General features: G+C 34.9%; 19 protein-coding genes and 2 tRNA genes. 11 read left to right on the forward strand and 10 right to left on the reverse strand.

What is annotated here, in order from left to right; genetic code table 11:
• Positions 1-232 precede the first annotated feature (232 nt).
• The gene (aceB, locus tag B0A67_RS19775) at positions 233-1,834 is read right to left on the reverse strand and encodes a malate synthase A (RefSeq protein ID WP_072961469.1); all 1,602 of its coding nucleotides are present in this window, start codon (positions 1,832-1,834) and stop codon (positions 233-235) included.
• A 195-nt stretch (positions 1,835-2,029) separates the two neighbouring features.
• Here aceB and B0A67_RS19780 point away from each other — a divergent pair, with 195 nt between their 5' ends.
• The 4 genes from B0A67_RS19780 to B0A67_RS19795 all read left to right on the forward strand — a co-directional run bounded on the left by B0A67_RS19780 (position 2,030) and on the right by B0A67_RS19795 (position 5,757).
• On the forward strand, positions 2,030-3,511 hold the full coding sequence (locus tag B0A67_RS19780; protein ID WP_072961180.1) for a helix-turn-helix domain-containing protein: 1,482 nt from the start codon (positions 2,030-2,032) through the stop codon (positions 3,509-3,511).
• Positions 3,512-3,517: 6 nt separating this feature from the next.
• A complete protein-coding gene (locus B0A67_RS19785; protein WP_072961185.1) occupies positions 3,518-3,877 on the forward strand; it encodes a hypothetical protein in 360 nt (119 codons plus the stop codon).
• A gap of 390 nt (positions 3,878-4,267) precedes the next feature.
• Positions 4,268-4,984 (forward strand): pirin family protein, encoded by a 717-nt coding sequence (locus B0A67_RS19790; protein WP_072961188.1) that lies wholly within the window; start codon positions 4,268-4,270, stop codon positions 4,982-4,984.
• A 224-nt stretch (positions 4,985-5,208) separates the two neighbouring features.
• The gene (locus B0A67_RS19795; RefSeq protein WP_072961191.1) at positions 5,209-5,757 is read left to right on the forward strand and encodes a YceI family protein; all 549 of its coding nucleotides are present in this window, start codon (positions 5,209-5,211) and stop codon (positions 5,755-5,757) included.
• Positions 5,758-5,960: 203 nt separating this feature from the next.
• On the opposite strand, the gene B0A67_RS19800 is transcribed toward B0A67_RS19795, so the two are convergent.
• Positions 5,961-6,824 (reverse strand): helix-turn-helix domain-containing protein, encoded by an 864-nt coding sequence (locus tag B0A67_RS19800; protein WP_072961195.1) that lies wholly within the window; start codon positions 6,822-6,824, stop codon positions 5,961-5,963.
• Between the two features lie 169 nt (positions 6,825-6,993).
• On the opposite strand from B0A67_RS19800, the gene B0A67_RS19805 reads away from it, so the two are divergent.
• Complete coding sequence (locus B0A67_RS19805; RefSeq protein WP_072961198.1) at positions 6,994-7,356, forward strand: DUF983 domain-containing protein; 363 nt, start codon at positions 6,994-6,996, stop codon at positions 7,354-7,356.
• 71 nt (positions 7,357-7,427) lie between these two features.
• Positions 7,428-8,303 (forward strand): ACP S-malonyltransferase, encoded by an 876-nt coding sequence (gene fabD / locus B0A67_RS19810; protein ID WP_072961200.1) that lies wholly within the window; start codon positions 7,428-7,430, stop codon positions 8,301-8,303.
• Positions 8,304-8,689: 386 nt separating this feature from the next.
• Here the strand turns inward: fabD and B0A67_RS19820 are convergent, their stop codons facing one another.
• The 4 genes from B0A67_RS19820 to B0A67_RS19835 form a co-directional block, all read right to left on the reverse strand.
• The gene (locus tag B0A67_RS19820) at positions 8,690-8,887 is read right to left on the reverse strand and encodes a hypothetical protein (RefSeq protein WP_072961206.1); all 198 of its coding nucleotides are present in this window, start codon (positions 8,885-8,887) and stop codon (positions 8,690-8,692) included.
• Between the two features lie 160 nt (positions 8,888-9,047).
• Positions 9,048-10,061 (reverse strand): UDP-glucose 4-epimerase GalE, encoded by a 1,014-nt coding sequence (galE, locus tag B0A67_RS19825; protein ID WP_072961209.1) that lies wholly within the window; start codon positions 10,059-10,061, stop codon positions 9,048-9,050.
• Positions 10,062-10,077: 16 nt separating this feature from the next.
• Positions 10,078-10,518: a nuclear transport factor 2 family protein gene (locus B0A67_RS19830; protein WP_072961212.1), complete on the reverse strand. Its 441-nt coding sequence runs from the start codon at positions 10,516-10,518 to the stop codon at positions 10,078-10,080.
• A gap of 2 nt (positions 10,519-10,520) precedes the next feature.
• Positions 10,521-11,654: a DegT/DnrJ/EryC1/StrS family aminotransferase gene (locus B0A67_RS19835; protein WP_072961217.1), complete on the reverse strand. Its 1,134-nt coding sequence runs from the start codon at positions 11,652-11,654 to the stop codon at positions 10,521-10,523.
• A 136-nt stretch (positions 11,655-11,790) separates the two neighbouring features.
• On the opposite strand from B0A67_RS19835, the gene B0A67_RS19840 reads away from it, so the two are divergent.
• Together B0A67_RS19840 and B0A67_RS19845 are read left to right on the forward strand one after the other, a co-directional pair.
• Positions 11,791-13,020, forward strand: coding sequence for a 3-deoxy-D-manno-octulosonic acid transferase (locus tag B0A67_RS19840; RefSeq protein WP_072961220.1), 1,230 nt, complete (start codon positions 11,791-11,793; stop codon positions 13,018-13,020).
• 349 nt (positions 13,021-13,369) lie between these two features.
• Positions 13,370-13,582 carry a PG1828 family lipoprotein gene (locus tag B0A67_RS19845; protein ID WP_055095081.1) on the forward strand — a complete coding sequence of 71 codons (213 nt, stop codon included), beginning with the start codon at positions 13,370-13,372 and terminating at the stop codon, positions 13,580-13,582.
• 124 nt (positions 13,583-13,706) lie between these two features.
• Here B0A67_RS19845 and B0A67_RS19850 read toward each other — a convergent pair whose 3' ends face one another.
• The 4 genes from B0A67_RS19850 to mutS form a co-directional block, all read right to left on the reverse strand.
• The gene (locus B0A67_RS19850) at positions 13,707-14,087 is read right to left on the reverse strand and encodes a DUF1508 domain-containing protein (protein ID WP_072961225.1); all 381 of its coding nucleotides are present in this window, start codon (positions 14,085-14,087) and stop codon (positions 13,707-13,709) included.
• 216 nt (positions 14,088-14,303) lie between these two features.
• Positions 14,304-14,389: transfer RNA gene (locus B0A67_RS19855), tRNA-Leu, on the reverse strand.
• A gap of 14 nt (positions 14,390-14,403) precedes the next feature.
• Positions 14,404-14,476 (reverse strand) — tRNA-Gly (locus tag B0A67_RS19860).
• Between the two features lie 149 nt (positions 14,477-14,625).
• The gene (gene mutS, locus B0A67_RS19865; protein WP_072961228.1) at positions 14,626-17,232 is read right to left on the reverse strand and encodes a DNA mismatch repair protein MutS; all 2,607 of its coding nucleotides are present in this window, start codon (positions 17,230-17,232) and stop codon (positions 14,626-14,628) included.
• Between the two features lie 161 nt (positions 17,233-17,393).
• On the opposite strand from mutS, the gene B0A67_RS19870 reads away from it, so the two are divergent.
• From B0A67_RS19870 to B0A67_RS19880, 3 genes are all read left to right on the forward strand, one after another.
• Positions 17,394-17,828, forward strand: coding sequence for a DUF1573 domain-containing protein (locus B0A67_RS19870; RefSeq protein WP_055095086.1), 435 nt, complete (start codon positions 17,394-17,396; stop codon positions 17,826-17,828).
• Between the two features lie 76 nt (positions 17,829-17,904).
• On the forward strand, positions 17,905-18,447 hold the full coding sequence (locus B0A67_RS19875) for an RNA methyltransferase (protein ID WP_072961231.1): 543 nt from the start codon (positions 17,905-17,907) through the stop codon (positions 18,445-18,447).
• 106 nt (positions 18,448-18,553) lie between these two features.
• On the forward strand, positions 18,554-20,737 hold the full coding sequence (locus B0A67_RS19880) for an Ig-like domain-containing protein (protein WP_072961235.1): 2,184 nt from the start codon (positions 18,554-18,556) through the stop codon (positions 20,735-20,737).
• Positions 20,738-20,776 lie beyond the last annotated feature (39 nt).

The following is a 20,776-nucleotide window of genomic DNA, read 5'->3' on the forward strand; positions in this document are numbered from 1 at the left end:
TAGTAAGTAAATAGTGTTCAGTCTCAGCTTATCAGTATTCAGTTTTAACTGGACTTATTTTTTTTAAACACATAGAAACATAGATTTTCTTTGCGGTTAAAGGCATTTCATTTGTCTAAACAAACATAGCTATGTGTGAAAATCCAGTTTTTTTTTAAACTCTTTTTATTCACATTTTAATCTACCTTTCCATGTGTTTAAAATCATTCGCAGATTTTTAATTTTTAATTATTTATAGGTATTTGTAACACGGAATAGTCAAAAAGTCAACGAAATCAGGATTTACAACCAATCTTTCCAAAACCTTTTCAGCCAAAGGAAATTGTCTTTTTTCATGAAGTTCTTCTCCTAATTCGTCTTTAATTTTTTTGAATTCATCTAAAGCCAGTTCGTGATAATACGCCAGATCTAACTTTTTGCCATTATCTAAAACCACTTTATTCTGAAGCCATTGCCACAATTGCGATCTCGAAATTTCAGCAGTTGCGGCATCCTCCATCAAATTGTGCAAAGCCGCTGCGCCTTGTCCGTTGAGCCATGAAGCCAGATACAAAACTCCTACATTGATATTTTTTCGAACGCCGTTTTCAGTAATGATTCCAATTGGTGGTTCAATTAAATCTGTTTCTGTAATTTTGCGATGTTCTCTTTTTATATGAATCTGATTGGGAGTTGGCATTCCTTTATCAAAGATTTCTTTTGCTATTGCAACCAAATCCGGATGAGCAACCCAGGTTCCATCGTGACCATTTTGAACTTCGCGTTCTTTATCAGCTTTTACTTTTGCAAAAGCGGCAGTATTGGCTTCTTCATTATTTTTAATCGGAATCTGAGCTGCCATTCCGCCAATCGCATGAATACCCCTTTTATGACATCTTTGAATTACCAAATTTGAATAGGCATTCATAAAAGGCGAAGTCATATTTACCTGATCGCGATCCGGAACAATGAATTTTGGATTCTTTCTGAACTTTTTGATATAAGAGAAAATATAATCCCAGCGCCCGCAGTTTAGACCAACGATATGTTCTTTTAATTCATAAATAATTTCATCCAACTGAAAACTCGCCGTTATCGTTTCAATAAGAACCGTCACTTTTATAGTTCCTCTTTCCAGTTTCAAATAATCCTCAGTAAAGTCAATTACATTGTTCCACCAACGAGCTTCAAGATAATGTTCTAATTTCGGAATGTAGAAGTACGGTCCTGAATTGTTTTCCAAAAGCCTTTTGTGATTATGAAAAACATACAATCCAAAATCTACCAAAGAACCAGAAACCTCTTTTCCTTCAATCAAAAGATGTTTTTCCGGCAAATGCAAACCTCTCGGACGTACAATTAGCGTGGCTATTTTTTCATTCAAATGATAAGACTTTTGCTTTACCAAATCAGTGTATGTAATGGTTTTGTTTACCGCATCGATTAAATTCATTTGACCGTCCATCAAATTTTGCCAGGTTGGCGAAGTACTGTCTTCAAAATCTGCCATAAAAGTTTTCGCTCCTGAATTCAATGCATTGATAATCATCTTACGATCAACCGGACCGGTAATTTCTACTCTGCGATCTAATAAATCTTTGGGGATTTCGCCAGCTGTCCAATTACCTTCTCTGACACTTTTAGTTTCGGGTGTAAAAACCGGCATGACGCCCTGATCAAAAGCAGTTTGTTTTTGTTCTCTTTGTAACAATAACAGTTTGCGTTGCGATTCGAATTTTCGATGCAATTCGGTTATAAAAACGATTGCTTCTTCTGTCCAGATCTTTGGATAAGAAAGTTTCTTTTCGGCTAAAAATTCCATTGCCGTTTCGGTAATCTCTAATTGGTTTTTCATAGCTGTAAATTTATTTTCATTAGCAATAATCGGATAATTTATGCCTTTTAAAAACATAAAAGCCATAACAACCTGATATCTAATATTTTCTACACCACAATATTAGAAAAAAGTTTTTTACAAAACAAGCGAACGTTCGCTAAATATTAAAAATAATTTTTTGGCGATTATTTTTTAAATGGCTATATTTGATTTATGGATATCGAAAAAGACTATATAAAGCTGGTATTTGGGCTCAAACTTAAGCAGGTCCGCACCCAAAAAAATCTTTCACTTTTTGGCTTAGCCAAATTGACCAATCTTTCAAAATCGTATTTAAACGAGATTGAAAAGGGAAAAAAATATCCAAAAACAGATAAAATTTTGCTTTTATGCGAGCATTTAGATGTTCCGTACGACCAAATGGTTTCTTTAAAACTGGATAACAATCTCGCTCCGATTGGTGAAATTTTAAAATCGGGTATTTTAAAAGAGATTCCTCTTGAACTTTTTGGGATTCAGGAAGCTGATTTAATTGATATTATTGCCAATGCACCGGCCAAAGTCAATGCCTTTATTAGTACGATTATCGAAATCGCGCAGCATTATAATTTAAGCAGGGAAAGTTTCTTCCTTGCCGCCTTGCGCTCTTATCAGGAAGCACACAATAATTATTTTGAAGACCTGGAAGACAAGGTAATTTCTTTTTCGAAATCATTTCAGATTTCTTTAGATTCTAAAGTAAGTATCGAAGAATTAGAAGCTATTCTAAAAGAAGAATATGACTATAAGATAAAAGAAATCGCTTTTTCAGAACAGGAAGCTTTGGGCGATTTACGTTCGATTTATGTTCCAAAAAGCAAGACATTACTGCTTTCTACAGAATTAGACCATCCGCAGAAAGCTTTTATTCTGGCGAAAGAAATCGCCTATAATTATCTGGAAATCTCTGATCGATTACTGACTTTCAGCTGGATTAAATTTGAAAATTTCGATCAGGTCCTGCACAATTTTTATGCATCCTATTTTGCAGGCGCCTTATTATTGCCTAGACAATTGATTGTAAACAAAATCAATAATTTCCTGAATAACGAAAAACCAAATCCTGAAGAATTTGTAGCTCTCATAGAAAGCTTCGAGGTTTCTCCGGAATCATTTTACCAGAGATTAACGAATTTACTGCCAAAAGATTTTCACTTGAAGAATTTATTCTTTTTAAGAATGTCCCATAAAATTGGTTCTGATAAATATTTAATCAAAAAAGAATTACACATTACCAATCAGCAGGAACCGCACGCTAACGAAACTAACGAACATTATTGCAGAAGATGGGTTTCCGTTAAAACCATAGACGAAGCAATCAATCAGAATAAATCTCATTTTTTCGATGCACAAATTTCCAGTTATGCACATAGCGGCAATGAGTATTTAGTTTTTTCATCGGCTACCAAAGATCCTTTTGTAGAAAACTGCATCAGAAGTATTTCTGTTGGTATTTTGATTACGCCAGCAATGAAAAAGAAATTCAAATTTATCGAAGGGAAACCACTCGTTAAAAGAATCGTTGGTGTTACCTGCGAAACCTGCGATGTAAAAGATTGCCTGGAAAGAGCTGCGCCACCAATTGCATTAGAGAAAAAGAGGCGTCATGAGAACACTGATGCAGTGGTTCAGCAGTTTATAACTCAATTTAGCTAAAATACTATGAAATACTTGACTTTAATAATAACGCTGTTTTTTATTACTCCAAACCAGCAAACAGACAAACTTACCGGCCGTTATAATTATTTAATAGAAGACGACAATGTCTACGTTCAAAAAGATAAAATTACTTTTAATGATAGTGTTTTTGTGTTTGATAACAAATATCTGCCAAAAGGAAAAATCTCATACGGCAATACAATATTATTGGATAATTTCATCAATACGGATTTAATAATAAGCATCCCAAAAGATCAAATCAAAAAAGACACTATTCTATTTTACATGCATGACAGACAAAGTTCTGCAGCGAATTACCTTGATGAAGTCGTTGGGAAAGGGAAATTGATTAAAATTAAATAATTCAGTTTTTTAATCTCGCAATCCCGATATTTATCGGGAGCGAAGTCGCAAAGTTTTATTTCCCTTTGAATGTAATTCTCTAAATACAATCTTGTCATCTCGAAGGAGAGATCGCACAATCAGCTCGACAAAGATTGTCAAATTCTGAAAACAAAATTTCTCATTTAGCCCCGATAGAACTGGAAATCCTTTTATGCTGGGGTTCAGCATAAAAGATTGGAAGGGATAGCGGGACTATACGTCTTTTGAAAGCCAAAATTTCTGCTTCAAAAAAACCTTAGTTCCTTAGGTCCTCAGAACCTTCAAAAATCTTTTCTTAATCTACATTAAGTGCTTTTCTTCCATGATGATCGTAAATTTGTACTATAAAAATAACAAAACACACAGATCATGGAAAATATAGTATTACACAAAGCAGAAACAAGAGGAAACGCAAATCACGGATGGCTTAATGCTTATCATAGCTTTAGTTTTGCAAGCTGGTACAACCCTGAAAGAATTCAGTTTGGAGCTCTTCGTGTTCTAAACGATGACACAATCGCTGGCGGAATGGGTTTTGGAACACATCCTCATGATAATATGGAAATCATAACCATTCCGTTAGAAGGAGATTTGGCACACAAAGACAGCATGGGAAATACTGAAATCATCAAAAATGGAGATATTCAGGTAATGAGTGCCGGAACCGGAGTGCAGCACAGTGAGTTTAACCCAAATGCAGATCAGCAAACTAAATTATTGCAAATCTGGCTGTTTCCGAACAAAAGAAATGTAGATCCTCGTTACCAACAAATTACTTTGGATGTTGCTGACCGACATAATAAATTAGCGCAAATTTTATCTCCAAATGCTGATGATGAAGGAGTTTGGATTCATCAGGATGCCTGGTTTAATATGGGTAATTTTGATGCTGGAGTTGCTACAGAATACAAAATCAAAAAAGAAGGAAACGGAGTTTATGCTTTCATCTTAAAAGGAAATGTTACGATCAACGGTCAGGAATTAAATACTCGTGATGCTGTTGGAATTTCAGGAACTGATATTTTAAGCATAAAAGCAAATACAGATGCTGAATTTCTTTTAATGGATATTCCTATGAATTATTAATTCAAAGATTACAATTAATTTTTTTTTCCGAGAAACGATAATAAGTTAAAAACCAACTTATTATCGTTTCTTTTTTATACAGAATAACAAAAGAAAGATTAATTTTATAAAACACATTTGACGATTCATTTATTATTTCTTAATCTAGGTTAAGTGTGTTTCGAGTACTACGAACGTAACTTTGTCCTATCAAAATGAAATTAATTATTTAAAAAATAAAAATTATGGCAACTACAAAATGGTCAATTGACCCAACACATTCAGAAATTGGTTTTAAAGTTAAACACATGATGTTTACAAATGTTTCAGGAAAATTTGGAACTTACGATGCAACAATTACTACTGAAGGAGATAACTTCGAAAATGCTCAAATCGAATTTTCAGGCGATATCGCTTCTATTGATACTGCAAATGCAGACAGAGACGCTCACTTAAGAAGCGGCGATTTCTTTGATGCTGAGAATCATCCAAAATTAACTTTCAAAGGTTCATCTTTCAAAGGTTCATCTTTCAAAAAAGTTAATAACGGAGAGTATCAATTAACCGGAGATTTAGAGATTAAAGGCATTTCTAAAACAGTTACTTTTCCGGTAGAATTTAGCGGAATCATGACTGATCCTTGGGGAAATACAAAAGTAGGTTTAAACATAGAAGGAAAAATCAATCGTAAAGATTGGGGACTAAACTGGAACTCAGCACTTGAAACCGGTGGTGTTTTAGTAGGCGAAGAAGTTCGTTTAAACATCGAATTACAATTTGCAAAACAAGCTTAATCCGACATTAACAGAATTTAATTTGGTTGGTTTAAAATCCTGTACTTTTTAGGAAGTGCAGGATTTTTTTTGTTTGCTACGAAAAAATTTTGCCACAGATTAAAGGATTCTATGGATTTAATCTGTGAAAATCTTTTAATCTGTGGCAAAAAATATTTATACTTTTTGAGAAAAAAATTTAGTAAAAATTCGTGGTAACAAAATCATCTCTCAGTATTTCGAAATTCTGTTGGCGACATTCCTGTTTGTTTTTTGAAGAATCTGGAGAAATACGAATAATCTTCATAACCTACTTTAAACGCCACTTCGTTTACTGCTAATTGTTTGTCAATCAGCATTCGCTTGATTTCTAAAACAACACGATCGGTAATCACTTCTGTTGCTGTTTTTTGTAAAATTTCATTGCAGATTCTGTTGAGATGTTTTAGGGTAATATGCAATTTATCAGCATAAAAAGATGGCGATTTTTCTTCTTTGAAATACTGTTCTAAAAGCATTTCGAATTTATTGATTTTTATATTGTATGAATGAGTCTGATGCGAATAGGTTTCATTGTATTTACGTGAAATTTCAATATGAATACAATCTAATAAATTCAGCATTTTATCGAGCTGGTACTTATTTTCCCGATTGCTTTCCTGAATCAGTAAATTAAAATAGGGCAAGATTTTTGGTATTTGATTTTCCTCGAAAACCATTTCCGGCCGATTGTGAATCGAATGGTAAAAATTATACTCGTTGATGTTTTTCTGTCCGAAATACAAATTATAAATTTCCTGCGAAAAAATAATTACAAAACCTTCAATATCCTCAGACAAACTCCAATGATGCATTTGCCCGGGCTGTAAAACGAACAAACTTCCTTTTTTTATTTCAAACTGATCAAAATCAACTTCATGCTGTCCCGAGCCTTTGGTAAAAAAAACCATTAGGTAAGAATCGTGTCGGTGTGGCTCTTCGACAAAACTGTGACTTTTTAGATGTTCCGTAAAAGTGTTCACGTAAAAATCACGGTGAATATCATTACAGCTAAAATTCTGAACACTATAAATGGGATATTTTTTCATACGCAATTAGATTGGAGATTTTAGATTGTAGATTGTAGACTTTAGATTTTGGATTTTTCTTATTGTAATTTAAGAAAAATGTCTTTATTGTGCTATAAGTGGCGAAGATACAAAAAAGACTTTTATCCTACTCTGGATTACCTTTGTATAAATAAAAAACAACAAAATCATGTCAAGTGCATTAACTCATATTTTAAGTAACGAATGTCCTATTTGTCATAAAGGAAAAGTTTTTAAAGACAAAAATATTTTCCTGAATTTTAGTTTGCCAAAAATGAATGAACACTGCAGTCATTGCAATTACAAGTTCCAGAAAGAACCTGGTTATTTCTTTGGTGCAATGTATGTAAACTACGGATTAACAGTGGCGCAAGGTATTGCTACTTATTGCGTTGCCCAGTTTTTCTTTGAGAAGAATTTCGACTTAAGAATCATCCCGATTATTGCCGTTGTAATTATCTTACTCACTTCTTTCAATCTCCGATTTTCAAGATTAGCATGGATTTACATGTTTAAGGATTATTCGAAATAAAAAAGTAGTATTTTTGCCTTTCAATTGAAACTAATTTTCAATTCAAAAAAATTCAACTTTAAATTAGAGAAATGAAAGCATACGTATTTCCGGGTCAGGGCGCACAGTTTACAGGAATGGGCAAAGACTTATATGAAACATCGGCTTTAGCCGCAGCATTATTCGAAAAAGCTAACGAAATTTTAGGTTTTAGAATTACAGATATTATGTTTGAAGGTACTGCCGAAGAACTAAAAGAAACTAAAGTAACTCAACCTGCTGTTTTTTTACACTCGGTTATTTTAGCCAAAACTTTAGGGGAAGATTTCAAACCAGAAATGGTTGCAGGGCATTCTTTAGGAGAATTTTCAGCATTAGTAGCCAATGGAACTTTATCTTTTGAAGATGGTCTTAAATTAGTTTCGCAACGTGCTCTTGCTATGCAAAAAGCCTGTGAAATTACTCCGTCTACAATGGCCGCAGTTTTAGGTTTAGCCGATAATATTGTTGAAGAAGTTTGCGCTTCTATCGATGGGGTTGTGGTTGCAGCAAACTATAACTGCCCGGGGCAATTGGTAATTTCAGGAGAAACTACAGCAGTAGAAAAAGCTTGTGAAGCAATGAAAGCTGCCGGAGCAAAACGTGCTTTAATCTTACCTGTTGGAGGAGCTTTTCACTCGCCAATGATGGAACCTGCAAGAGAAGAATTAGCAGCTGCTATTGAAGCAACTACTTTCTCTGCTCCTATTTGCCCGGTGTACCAAAACGTTACTGCAAATGCAGTATCTGATGCAAACGAAATCAAAAAGAATTTAATCATACAATTGACTGCTCCTGTGAAATGGACTCAATCTGTACAGCAAATGATCGCCGATGGTGCTACTTTGTTTACTGAAGTTGGCCCAGGAAAGGTATTAGCTGGCTTGATCAATAAAATTGACAAAGAAGCGGTTACAGCGAATGCTTAATTTTTAGTAATCAGTCGCAGTTTCAGTTAAAAATATAACTATAAAAAATCCTCATAACTAAATGTTTATGAGGATTTTTATTTTTACAGTTCTTTTGCTTCTGAACTATTATTATTTATAATTGCTGTTATTAAATAATTTTGATCTCTTTTTTCAAAAAAGATATACCAAGTTGTTCTCGTATTTAATTTAAAAAATATAATTTGAACCTAAGTATTGTAACGATTTTGGTGTTTTCTTATGTGGAAAACTTGAAATATTTGAAATTATAAAATTTACAATTTTGTCTATATAACTCTGAGCCGATTCCGAAAACCCAAAATACTCTTCCTTAAAAAGAATATAAACTAAATCATCAAAATATTGCAGAACAGCATTTTTGAAAATTACTTTTTCCAAGGATAGGCTTTTATTCTTTTAGACATTTCAGCTTTAAATTCCTCCGGTGTTAATCCTTTTGCAAACTCAGCATCAAAATCAAAAGTCTCCCGATCTATTCCTTTAAATTTAGGTTTTTGAACTCCATATTCGACAGCAGGCTCTTCAACCTTTCTATTTTTCGGATCTTCTTTTTCATTATTCACAATTCCTATATTTTAATCTTACAAATTTACACAATAAATTCTAATCAAAATGAAAAAATCCCAAATAATCTAAACTGATTATCAGGGATTTTAATATGCTTTAATTAGGCACACTGCTGTGCATCTCTACTAAAAAACTGTGACCGTGACTGAAAACTAACTAAGAACGAATCTTTTGCTCCCACTTCCAGGCGCTTGCCATTGCTTCGTTTAAACTTAGTTCTGCTTTCCAGCCCAGAACATTGTTTGCTTTATCTGTATTTGCATACGCTTCGGTAATATCACCTTCACGACGCGGCATAATTTTATACGGTAATTTTTTATTGCTTACTTTTTCAAAACTCTGAATCACTTCCAAAACTGAACTTCCTTTTCCGGTTCCCAGATTAAAGGTTTCTACTTTTTGTAAATTCTTTTTATTGAATAAACGCTGTAACGCAATAACGTGTGCTTTTGCTAAATCAACAACATGAATATAATCACGAACCGCAGTTCCGTCCGGCGTTGGATAATCATCTCCAAAAACAGATAATTCTTTACGTAATCCTGCTCCGGTTTGCGTAATAAAAGGAACTAAATTCTGAGGAACTCCCAATGGTAATTCTCCAATTTCCGTACTTGAATGCGCTCCAACAGGATTAAAATAACGCAATAAAATCGCGCTGATATTAGTAACTTTAGCGGTATCTGTAATAATTTCTTCTCCAATTTGCTTGGTATTTCCGTAGGGAGACATTGCTGTCTGCACCGGAGCATCTTCTGTAATTGGCATTTTTTCGGCCTGACCGTAAACCGTACAAGAAGAACTAAAAATAAAACTGGCCTCTGGTTTTTGCTGTAATTCCTGTAGCAAATAAACCAATGAAGCAATATTGTTTTCATAATACAACAAAGGCTGCTCAACACTTTCACCAACTGCTTTTGAAGCTGCAAAATGAATTACCCCAGTAACATCATTGTGTTTTTTAAAGAAATCCTGAACTGACGCTTTCTCTCTTAAATCTAGCTTTTCGAATAAAGGCGTTTTTCCTGTAATGGCTGTAATTCCTTTTAAAACATCTTCTGATGAATTCGAAAGATTATCAATTATCACTACTTCAAAGCCTTCATTTTGCAATTCGACTACGGTGTGAGAACCAATAAATCCCAATCCTCCTGTTACTAATACTTTCATTTTGTGGTTGTTTTTTTTATGTAGTTAATTTGTATGCCTGCCTTGCAATAAGAATCCAAGTATTCTTTTGTTTTTGCCAAACCAGCATTATTCCTATTTTAATATCCCTGTCAATTCCATCATCTTTGGTATGCGCTGCTAAAATATGTCTCACTATCGCAACATCATTTTGAATCGATATTGTTTGGTTTTGAAAATCTATAGTGACGAAATCAGATTTTCCACTCACGATTCCGTCTATGAATTCTGCCTGATTTTGAAAATTACCATTCGAATGAACGTAGGTCAATTTTCCAGAAGTTAATGCTTTTAATTTATTTCCATCAGCATCAATCATTGCCTGACGCAAAATCTCAACCTGATTCCCAACGATAACTTCTTCCTTAGCATTCGATTTTTGAGCAAAAACCGAAAACGGAACAAGAATCATCAAAATTAAAACACTAAGACTTCTCATTATTATTTGTTTAAAAATTCTAAAACAGTATCTGTAATGAATTTAATCTGCTCAGCATCTAATTCTGTATGCATGGGCAAAGCAATAACCTCTTGCACCAATTGATTGGTAACCGGAAACTGCTCTTCTTTATAACGGGAATCAACATAAGCTTTTTGAGAATGCAACGGAATCGGGTAATAAATCGCACAAGGAATTTGCTTATCCTGCAAATGCTGTAATAAAGCATTTCTGTCCGCATCAATAATTCTCAATACATATTGATGAAAAACGTGATCATTTTCGTTTGCATCAAATTCCGGCGTAATAATGTGAGCATTACCCGCAAAAGCTGCATTGTATTTTGAAGCCGCCAAACGACGTGCTGCATTATATTTGTTTAATAAAGGTAATTTTGCATTCAAAACTCCTGCCTGAATACTGTCTAAACGAGAATTTACTCCAACAACATCATGGTGGTAACGCTCGTACATTCCATGATTTACAATTCCACGTATAATATGCGCTAATTTATCATCGTTAGTAAAAATAGCTCCGCCATCACCATAACAACCCAAGTTTTTAGAAGGGAAGAATGAAGTTGCAGCAACATGACCAATTACTCCTACTTTGCTTTTGGTTCCTGATTTTGAAATATAATCGGCTCCAATGGCTTGTGCATTATCTTCGATTACATACAAATTATGTTCGGCAGCAATTTCCATAATTGCATCCATATTGGCTGCGCGACCAAATAAATGTACCGGAACAATTGCTTTTGTTTTTGGTGTAATTGCTTTTTTTATCGCATCAATATCGATATTCATATTTACCATATCAACATCTACTAAAACCGGAGTCAACTGCAGCAAAGCAATAACCTCAACAGTAGCTGCAAAAGTAAAATCAGCAGTAATCACCTCATCGCCCGGTTTTAAATCTAATCCCATCATGGCAATCTGCAAGGCATCTGTTCCGTTTGCACACGGAATCACATGTTTTGCTCCCAAATAATCTTCGAGATTTTTTTGAAATTGGTGAACCAAAGGTCCGTTTATATAAGTATTGGTGTCTAAAACCTCCTGAATAGAAGCATCAACGGTAGTTTTTATTTTCTCGTATTGACTTTTTAGGTCAACCATTTGAATTTTTTTCATTTTCAATATATTTTTAAAATTAAAGATCTGCTTTGAAGTCAGAGTCTCTAAAAGGAGGAACAAAAATAGTTATTTAATACCTTCAAACCAATGAAAATAATCGAAAGAACCGTAATTTAGCCACAAAAACAAACAGATGCTTTTTCTATATAATTTAGTTATTTCTATTGCGGGGTTTTTTCTGAAAATCGTGGCTCTTTTTAGTCCGAAAATTAAGCTTTTTACAGAAGGACGAAAAAATGTTTTCGCTATTCTCGAAGAAAAGATAAAACCTTCAGACAAAACGATTTGGTTTCATTCTGCTTCACTGGGTGAATACGAACAAGGTTTACCGGTAATCGAAAAAATCAAGGAAAAATATCCCTCCCACAAAATCATTGTTACTTTTTTCTCTCCTTCAGGATACGAAGTGCGTAAAAATAACACAGTTGCCGACACAACTGTATACCTGCCTTTGGACACTAAAAGCAATGCGAAGAAATTTTTAAAACTGGTACACCCTGAATTGGCTTTTTTTATTAAATATGAATTTTGGCTGAATTACCTAAAAGAACTGGAAACAAGCCAAACGCCTACTTATTTGGTTTCCGGAATTTTCAGGGACAATCAGATGTTCTTTAAATGGTACGGTGGCTTTTACAGAAAAGCGCTAAAAGCATTCACTTACTTTTTTGTTCAGAACGAAAGCTCTAAAGAAAAAATTGAAGCCATCGGATTTCACAATGTTATTGTTTCGGGAGATACTCGTTTTGACCGCGTAAATGCCATTCTGGAACGAGACAATACACTTGATTTTATCGAAAGCTTCAAAAACAACGCTCCTGCTATAGTAATAGGCAGCTCATGGCCAAAAGACGAAGCTTTAATAGCCGAGTACATTAATCAGGCACCTGAAGATGTAAAATTTATTATCGCACCGCACAACATCAAAGCAGAACAGATAGCCAGCCTTAAATCTCAAATTACAAAATCAACGGTTTTATTCTCAGAAAAAAAAGACCTTGACTTGTCTGATTTTAATGTCTTTATTATAGATACAGTAGGATTGCTGACTAAAATTTACAGCTACGGAACTATTGCTTATGTGGGCGGAGGCTTTGGAAATCCCGGAATTCATAACATACTCGAGCCCGCAACATTTGGAATTCCGATTGTGATAGGCCCAAATTACTCTAATTTTGCAGAAGCCACTCAACTTGTTTCACTTGGAGGATGTATCGTGATTTCTAATAAAGAGGAATTAAAACAAAACTTAGATCGTTTGCTTGCTGATAAAGCTTTTTTAGAAGAAAAAAGCCGAATCTGCAAAACATATATTCAGGACAACAAAGGAGCAACCAATACGATTATGAATATCGTTTCTTAAGCGATTTATTCAAACATTACCGCATTATCATCCTTATTCTACACAAAAGAGCTCAAAAAAACTCTTTTTTTGTTTTTTGCTGCTTACCAAATAATGAATAAAAGTTACAACAAATCGCAACCAGAAGAACAAAAGAGCCAATTCTCTTATTGAATATTCATCCAAAAATAATTTATTTAAAAAATACAATAATATAACACAACTTTATGATTGTGGCATATTATTTGATAACTAAGATAAACGTGAGCAATTGAAAATATTTTAAAAAAAAAATAAAAAAATATTTTACATATTAAAAAATTTATATCTTTGCCACGAATTAATAATTAACCTTTTATAATAAAGTAAGATGAAAAAAGTATTTTTAAGTTTAGCTGTTGTTGCTGTTTTAACTGTTGTATCTTGTAAAAAAGCTGACGCCGCAGCTACTGAGTCTGTAGATTCTACTGCTGTTGCTGTTGATTCTGCTGCTGCTGTAGTTGATTCTGCTGCTGCAACTGTTGATTCTGCTGCTGCTAAAGTTGACTCTGCTGCTGCTAAAGTAGAAGAAGTAAAAAAATAATTAGGACCTAAGTTCTAAAAATTTTAAAACCATCCTTGAGATGGTTTTTTTTTATGGTTAATTTTCCAATTAACCATTTAACCATAAAAAAAAGCGACCACTTTTGTGATCGCTTTTTTTATTTCTAAATTTCCTCCCCAACTTCTTCCTCAACAACCTCATCTTCAAAAATCGATTCACTTGACGAGAAGTCCAAAATTTCAGATCTCGCGCCATACGTCACAATCTCCTTTATTCCCTTTTGCAAAAGCAACTCTGTAGTGTATTTACGGCTTGTTGCGAAATGAACCTCACCTAACATCAATTTAAAGAAATACTTCCCTCCAGAACCTTTAAATTTCAAAAACCTGGCCTGATCTATATTCGCCTTAAACTTTTCAATATCCTCCTCACCCTCAAACTTCAGTTCATAACTCAAACTTGTAAATATCACTTTACCTTTCCTGGAAGTAAACACGAACTTATACTCATCATTAAATCGTTTACTTATTACAAAAGCACCCATTTATTATTTTATATTTTAGATTGTTGATTTTAGTTTCTTAGTCCCAATAGCCATCGGGATAGATTCTTAGATTCTTAGATTCTTAGATTCTTAGATTCTTAGATTCTTAGATTCTTAGATTCTTAGATTCTATAAAATAAATTTACTTCTTAAATTTATTTTATGCCATGTGAGTTTACACAATAAAAAAAGCCTCTTCAAAAGAAGAGGCTTTAGTACTCAGAGCGGGACTTGAACCCGCACGAACATTGCTGTTCACTGGATTTTAAGTCCAGCGTGTCTACCAATTTCACCATCCGAGCATTATGTAGCATTGAGCGAAAAACGGGGCTCGAACCCGCGACCTCGACCTTGGCAAGGTCGCGCTCTACCAACTGAGCTATTTTCGCGTTTCAAATTCTTGTAAGAACTACAATACTTCACTTGTTCTGTATTGCGAGTGCAAATTTAGGACATTTATTCAATTACACAAGCGTTTTTTGAAAAAATATTTCGCTTATTTTATAACTTTCTGATAACCTAAACTTTAAATCTGAAATTATTTTTTAACCAACATCCTTTTAATCTCGTTAAGCTTCATTAATGCTTCAACGGGCGTTATGGCATTGATGTCAAGACTCATGATCTCTTCTTTTATTTCTTCCAACAAAGGATCATCCAGATTAAAGAAACTCATCTGCATTTCGTCAGCAGCTTCTTTAATTCCGTTTAACGCTTCGCTTGAATGATTTTTTTCTAGTTTCTTCAACAGCTTTTGCGCTTTCAAAATTACGATCTGAGGCATTCCCGCCATTTTTGCAACGTGAATTCCAAAACTATGCGCACTTCCTCCTTTTACCAGCTTTCTGATAAAAAGCACCGTATCTTTTAATTCTTTAACCGCAACATTATAATTCTGAATTCTGGGCAATGATTCCGTCATTTCATTCAACTCATGATAATGTGTTGCAAACAACGTTTTTGGTCTGCCCGGATGCTCGTGTAAAAACTCGGCAATAGCCCAGGCAATCGAGATCCCGTCATAGGTACTTGTTCCTCTTCCAATTTCATCCAATAAAACCAAACTACGATCGGAGATATTATTCAGGATGGAAGCCGTTTCGTTCATTTCTACCATAAAAGTAGATTCTCCCATCGAAATATTATCCGACGCTCCTACTCTGGTAAAGATTTTATCAACAATCCCCATTCTCACACTATCAGCAGGAACAAAACTTCCCATTTGAGCCAACAGTACAATTAAAGCGGTTTGTCTCAAAATAGCCGACTTACCCGACATATTGGGTCCGGTAATCATTATAATCTGTTGTGTATCTCTGTCTAAATAAACATCATTAGCAATATAAGGAGTTCCTACAGGTAATTGTTTTTCGATAACAGGATGTCTCCCGTTCTTGATTTCAAGTTCGAATGTTTCATCAATTTCAGGACAAACGTATTTATTCTCTACAGCCAATTGCGTAAATGAACACAAACAATCTAATTGCGCCACCAAATTAGCATTCATCTGAACCGGTTTGATATAAGTTGCAATCCAGGTAATTAACTGTTCAAAAAGTTCCGATTCGATTTTATGAATTTTTTCTTCAGCTCCTAAAATTTTCGTTTCGTATTCTTTTAACTCCTCTGTAATATATCGTTCCGCATTTACAAGAGTTTGCTTACGAATCCACTCTGTCGGCACTTTATCTTTATGCGTATTTCTTACTTCAATATAATATCCAAAAACATTATTGAACGATATTTTCAAAGAAGAAATTCCTGTTCTCTCTGACTCTCTTTTCTCAATTCCTTCCAGATATTCTTTTCCGGAGGTAGAAATAGCACGCAAATCATCCAGCTCTTCACTAATACCTTTTGCAATTGCATTTCCTTTTGCAATGGCTACAGGTGCATCCTGATTCAAAGTCGTCTTAATCTTCTCTCGCAACAAATCACAGGAATGCAAACTGTCTCCAATAATCTTTACTGCTTCCTGCGGACTTTGCAGTGCCAGAGTTTTAATTGGAATAATAGCATCCAGGGATTCTTTCAGATAAACAATTTCACGTGGTGAAACCTTTCCGGCAGCAATTTTAGAAATCAGACGTTCTAAATCTGAGATTTGTTTAATTTGATATTGAATATTATATAAAACTTCAGGATTTGATTTCAGGTACGAAACCACATCATGACGTCCTTTTATTTTATTACTGTCTTTTAATGGTAATGCGAGCCAACGTTTCAGCAAACGCCCGCCCATTGGCGAAAGCGTTCTGTCGATAACATCTAAAAGGGTTACCGCATTTGGGTTATAACTATGGTATAATTCTAAATTTCTAATGGTAAAACGATCCATCCAGACATAGGCATCTTCTGCAATACGCTGAATTGCCGTAATATGCTGAACACGATTATGCTGTGTTTCAGACAAATAATACAAAATTGCTCCTGACGCTACAATTCCGTCTTTTAATTCCTCAATACCAAAACCTTTCAATGAAACGGTCTGAAAATGTTTTGTCAAAGTTTCTAAGGCATAGTCTTCTTTATAGATCCAGTCTTCCAGATAAAAAGTATGAAAGTCTTCTCCAAAAGCAGCTTTAAAATCTCCTTTATTATTTTTAGGAACCAGAATTTCACTTGGATTAAAATTCTGTAATAATTTATCGATGTATTCCGCATTTCCCTGAGCTGTTAAAAACTCCCCGGTCGAAACATCTAAAAAAGAAACTCCTATATTTTTATTAGCAAAATAAACTGATGCTAAAAAGTTATTTGTTTTTGATTGTAAAACCTCATCGTTTAAAGAAACTCCCGGAGTTACCAGTTCAGTAACGCCACGTTTTACGATTGTTTTGGTCATTTTTGGATCTTCAAGCTGATCACAAATCGCTACACGAAGTCCGGCTTTTACTAATTTTGGCAAGTACGTATTAATAGAATGATGCGGAAAACCAGCCAAAGCTGTTTCAGTTTCAGAACCAGCACCTCTTTTTGTCAATGTTATCCCAAGGATTTTTGAAGCTCTAATAGCGTCTTCTCCAAAGGTTTCGTAAAAATCCCCTACTCTAAAAAGCAGACATGCGTCAGGGTATTTTCTCTTGATCTCGTTGTACTGTTTCATTAACGGTGTTTCTTTCACCACTTTCTCTTTCGCTGCCAAATTATTGTGTTTTTAAATGAAAAATATAAGACAGCGAATTTATAATATTTTAGCGGCATATCGAAGGGCTTCAAAAATTAAAATATTTTAAGTTTTTTTTATATTAACATATTAGATTTTTCTATAGATTTGTTCATAATTAAAACAAAGATTCTAAAAAGATGAAAAAAATAATTTTATTCGCTATGTTAGCTGTAGTTGGAATTACTGCTTCTAACGCTCAGGCTAAAAAAACAACAGCTAAAGCAGCCAAGGTTGCTAAGGTTGAAGGAGCCGGAATGGCTTTTGAAACAGAAACTATCGATTACGGAACTATCGCTCACAATGCTGATGGAAAACGTGAGTTTGTTTTTGTAAACAACGGGACTAAACCATTAATCATTACAAATACACAAGGATCTTGTGGTTGTACTGTACCAACAACTCCAAAAGAGCCAATCGCTCCGGGTGCTAAAGGTATTATTGGTGTAAAATACGCTACTGACAGAGTTGGTGCTTTTACAAAAACGGTTACTGTAACTTCTAATGCTGAAGGACAACCAACAAAAGTACTTACTATTAAAGGTACAGTTTTACCAGATCCTGTTAAAAGCTAATCTGAAAAACAAATAAAATAATCGAAAAAGCTTCCTTATCTTTGGAAGCTTTTTTTATGACCTGAATACAACACCAATGAGAAAACTCGAAAACAGTGAGCTAGATCGAAAATCTATTGAAGATTTTAAAAAATCAGACAAAACACCACTTATATTAGTATTAGACGACATCCGTAGTTTACACAATATTGGCTCTGTGTTCAGAACTTCTGATGCTTTTTTGGTCGAAAAAATAATCCTGTGCGGTATTACGGCAACTCCTCCAAACAAAGAAATTCATAAAACGGCACTTGGCGCGACTGAAACTGTAGCATGGGAACATCATGAAAATGTACTGGAAGTGATTGAAAACCTTAAAAAGGAAAATGTAATAACAATGGCTATTGAACAAGTAGAAAGCGCTGTATTTCTTCAGGATTTTAAAGTAGAGAAAAATCAAAAATACGCTCTTGTTTTTGGCAATGAAGTTCACGGTGTCTCACAGGAAGCGGTTGCAATTTGTGATGGATGTATCGAGATTCCTCAGCTAGGAACCAAACACTCTCTAAATATTGCTGTAAGCGCAGGAATTGTGGTTTGGGATTTGTTTCAGAAATTAAACTGGCCCAATAAAATATAAGAAAGAATCTACTGATCTAAAATGTTATTTTACAGCAGATTTCAGCTTTAAATGTTAGAAATTGAAATATATTTTTTTGTGATTATAAAATTGATACTTTTATAAAATGAAAAATATCAATTTTTTAAAAACAATCCTTTTATTTTTTATTTTTATCTTCAGCCAATCTCGTGCAAATGAGAAAATTAGTGCCATTGATAAAAATTTAATGACAGCTTCAAAAGACACCATTAAATTAAATAAAAACAACAACCCAAAGCTTACTTTTGCTATCACTCCTCCGGTCATTAAAGCAACCGGAGATCAATTTTATTGCCCGCAAAACACTATTAATATTGTAACTGCTATCACAATTACCCATGATCCGCTGGAATTGGGAACTATAGCAGGTTATATTCAGATTTCTTCGGGTTATTCTGGCGGTTTAGACCAACTGACACTTTCAAATCCTGCGGCACATCCTTCGATTACAACCAGTTGGGATGCAACGGCAGGAAAACTAAAATTGTCAAATCCAACCGGAGCAAATGTTTTGTATTCTGATTTAGAAGCCGCTATTAAAGATGTTGTTTTTACAAATTCATCTGTTGCAGCTTCTGGCACGAGAACTTTTTCGATCACAATTGGCCAGGCCAATTATTTACCTTCTACACAACATTATTACTTATTTATCCCTAGTATCGGTATTAGCTGGACCGCTGCAAAAGCAGCCGCAGAAGCAAGCACCTATTACGGACTTAAAGGATATCTTGCGACAATCTTATCTGCTGATGAAGCCAAACTAATTGGAGAACAAGCCTCCGGAACGGGCTGGATAGGCGGCAGCGATGCCGAAACCGAAGGTGTCTGGAAATGGGTTACAGGACCGGAAGCCGGAACAATTTTCTGGAATGGAGCTGCTAATGGCTCAACCCCAAATTTTGCTTTCTGGAACACCGGAGAACCCAATAATCAGGGAGACGAAGATTATGCGCACATTACCCAACCGGGAGTTGGAATAAGAGGATCGTGGAATGATCTGGCAAACACAGGAGACTCAAGTGGCAATTACCAGCCCAAAGGTTATGCGGTAGAATATGGCGGAATGCCTGGCGAATTACCTCTCGAAATTGCCGCAAGCACTAAAATTACGATTCCGGTTGCCACAGCAACTACTCCAAATTCAATTTGCGATTCCGGCAGTTTTACACTCAATGCCACTGCAACGACCGGAGCAACAATTAATTGGTACGATGCTGCTATTGGAGGAAATTTACTAGGAACAGGAAACTCCTACACAACTCCTATTATAAATACTACAACTACTTTTTATGCTGATCCTGGTTGCGAATCGAACCGTAAAGCAGTTATCGCTACTGTAAACCCAACACCTGCAAAACCTGTTGCTGCTGCTTCAACTGTTTATAACTGCGGGCCCGGAAGTGTAATTATTGAAGCAAATTCGGATATTAGTGTCATAAATTGGTTTACTACTTCTACTGGCGGAACAAGTGTACACATGGGAAATAGTTTTACTACACCGGCCCTTTCAACAAATACCACCTATTATGCTCAAGCTTCCTATAGCACTTGTATCAACACAGATCGCACACCTGTAAACATCATAATATACACACCTCCTGTAGTAACAGATGAAACTTTGTCTTTGTGTCAATTTCAAAAAATCACACTTGATACCGGAATTTCCGGAATGACTTATCTCTGGAATACTGGCGCTACCAGCCAGACTACTGATGCTACTTCAGGTGGAACTTATACTGTAGATGTGACAAGTCCTGCTCCCGAAAACTGTACTAGCCGAAAAACAATTATAGTCAACGAACATCAGGTTCCACAAATAGACCGAATTGACGTAAACGGAACCACAGCAGTAATCTACCTTAAAAATGAAGCTGATTATTTTGAATATTCTGTAGACGGAACAAATTTTCAGAATTCTAATACTTTCTTTGAAGTTCCGGGAGGATTGCAAACAGCTTACATCAGAGAAAAAACAGGTTGCGGGCAAACAACACAAAACTTTATAGTGCTTGTATTTCCAGCATTTTTCACTCCAAACAACGACTCTTATAATGATTTATGGGAAGTAACCGGAATGGAAAATTATCCGCAGGCACAGGTAACTATTTTTGATCGTTACGGAAAATTAATCGCACAATTGACTTCTTCTAAAATGAGTTGGGACGGAACTCTCAATAAAACACCTCTACCGGCTTCTGATTATTGGTACGCCTTGAAGATTGATGACACCAAACCCGTTTTAAGAGGACATTTTTCTTTGAAGAGATAATTTTGTTAATTAGAAAATTTTCTAATTCTCTCATTGACA

It is taken from the genome of Flavobacterium aquidurense, assembly GCF_002217195.1.
Lineage (GTDB): Bacteria > Bacteroidota > Bacteroidia > Flavobacteriales > Flavobacteriaceae > Flavobacterium > Flavobacterium frigidimaris.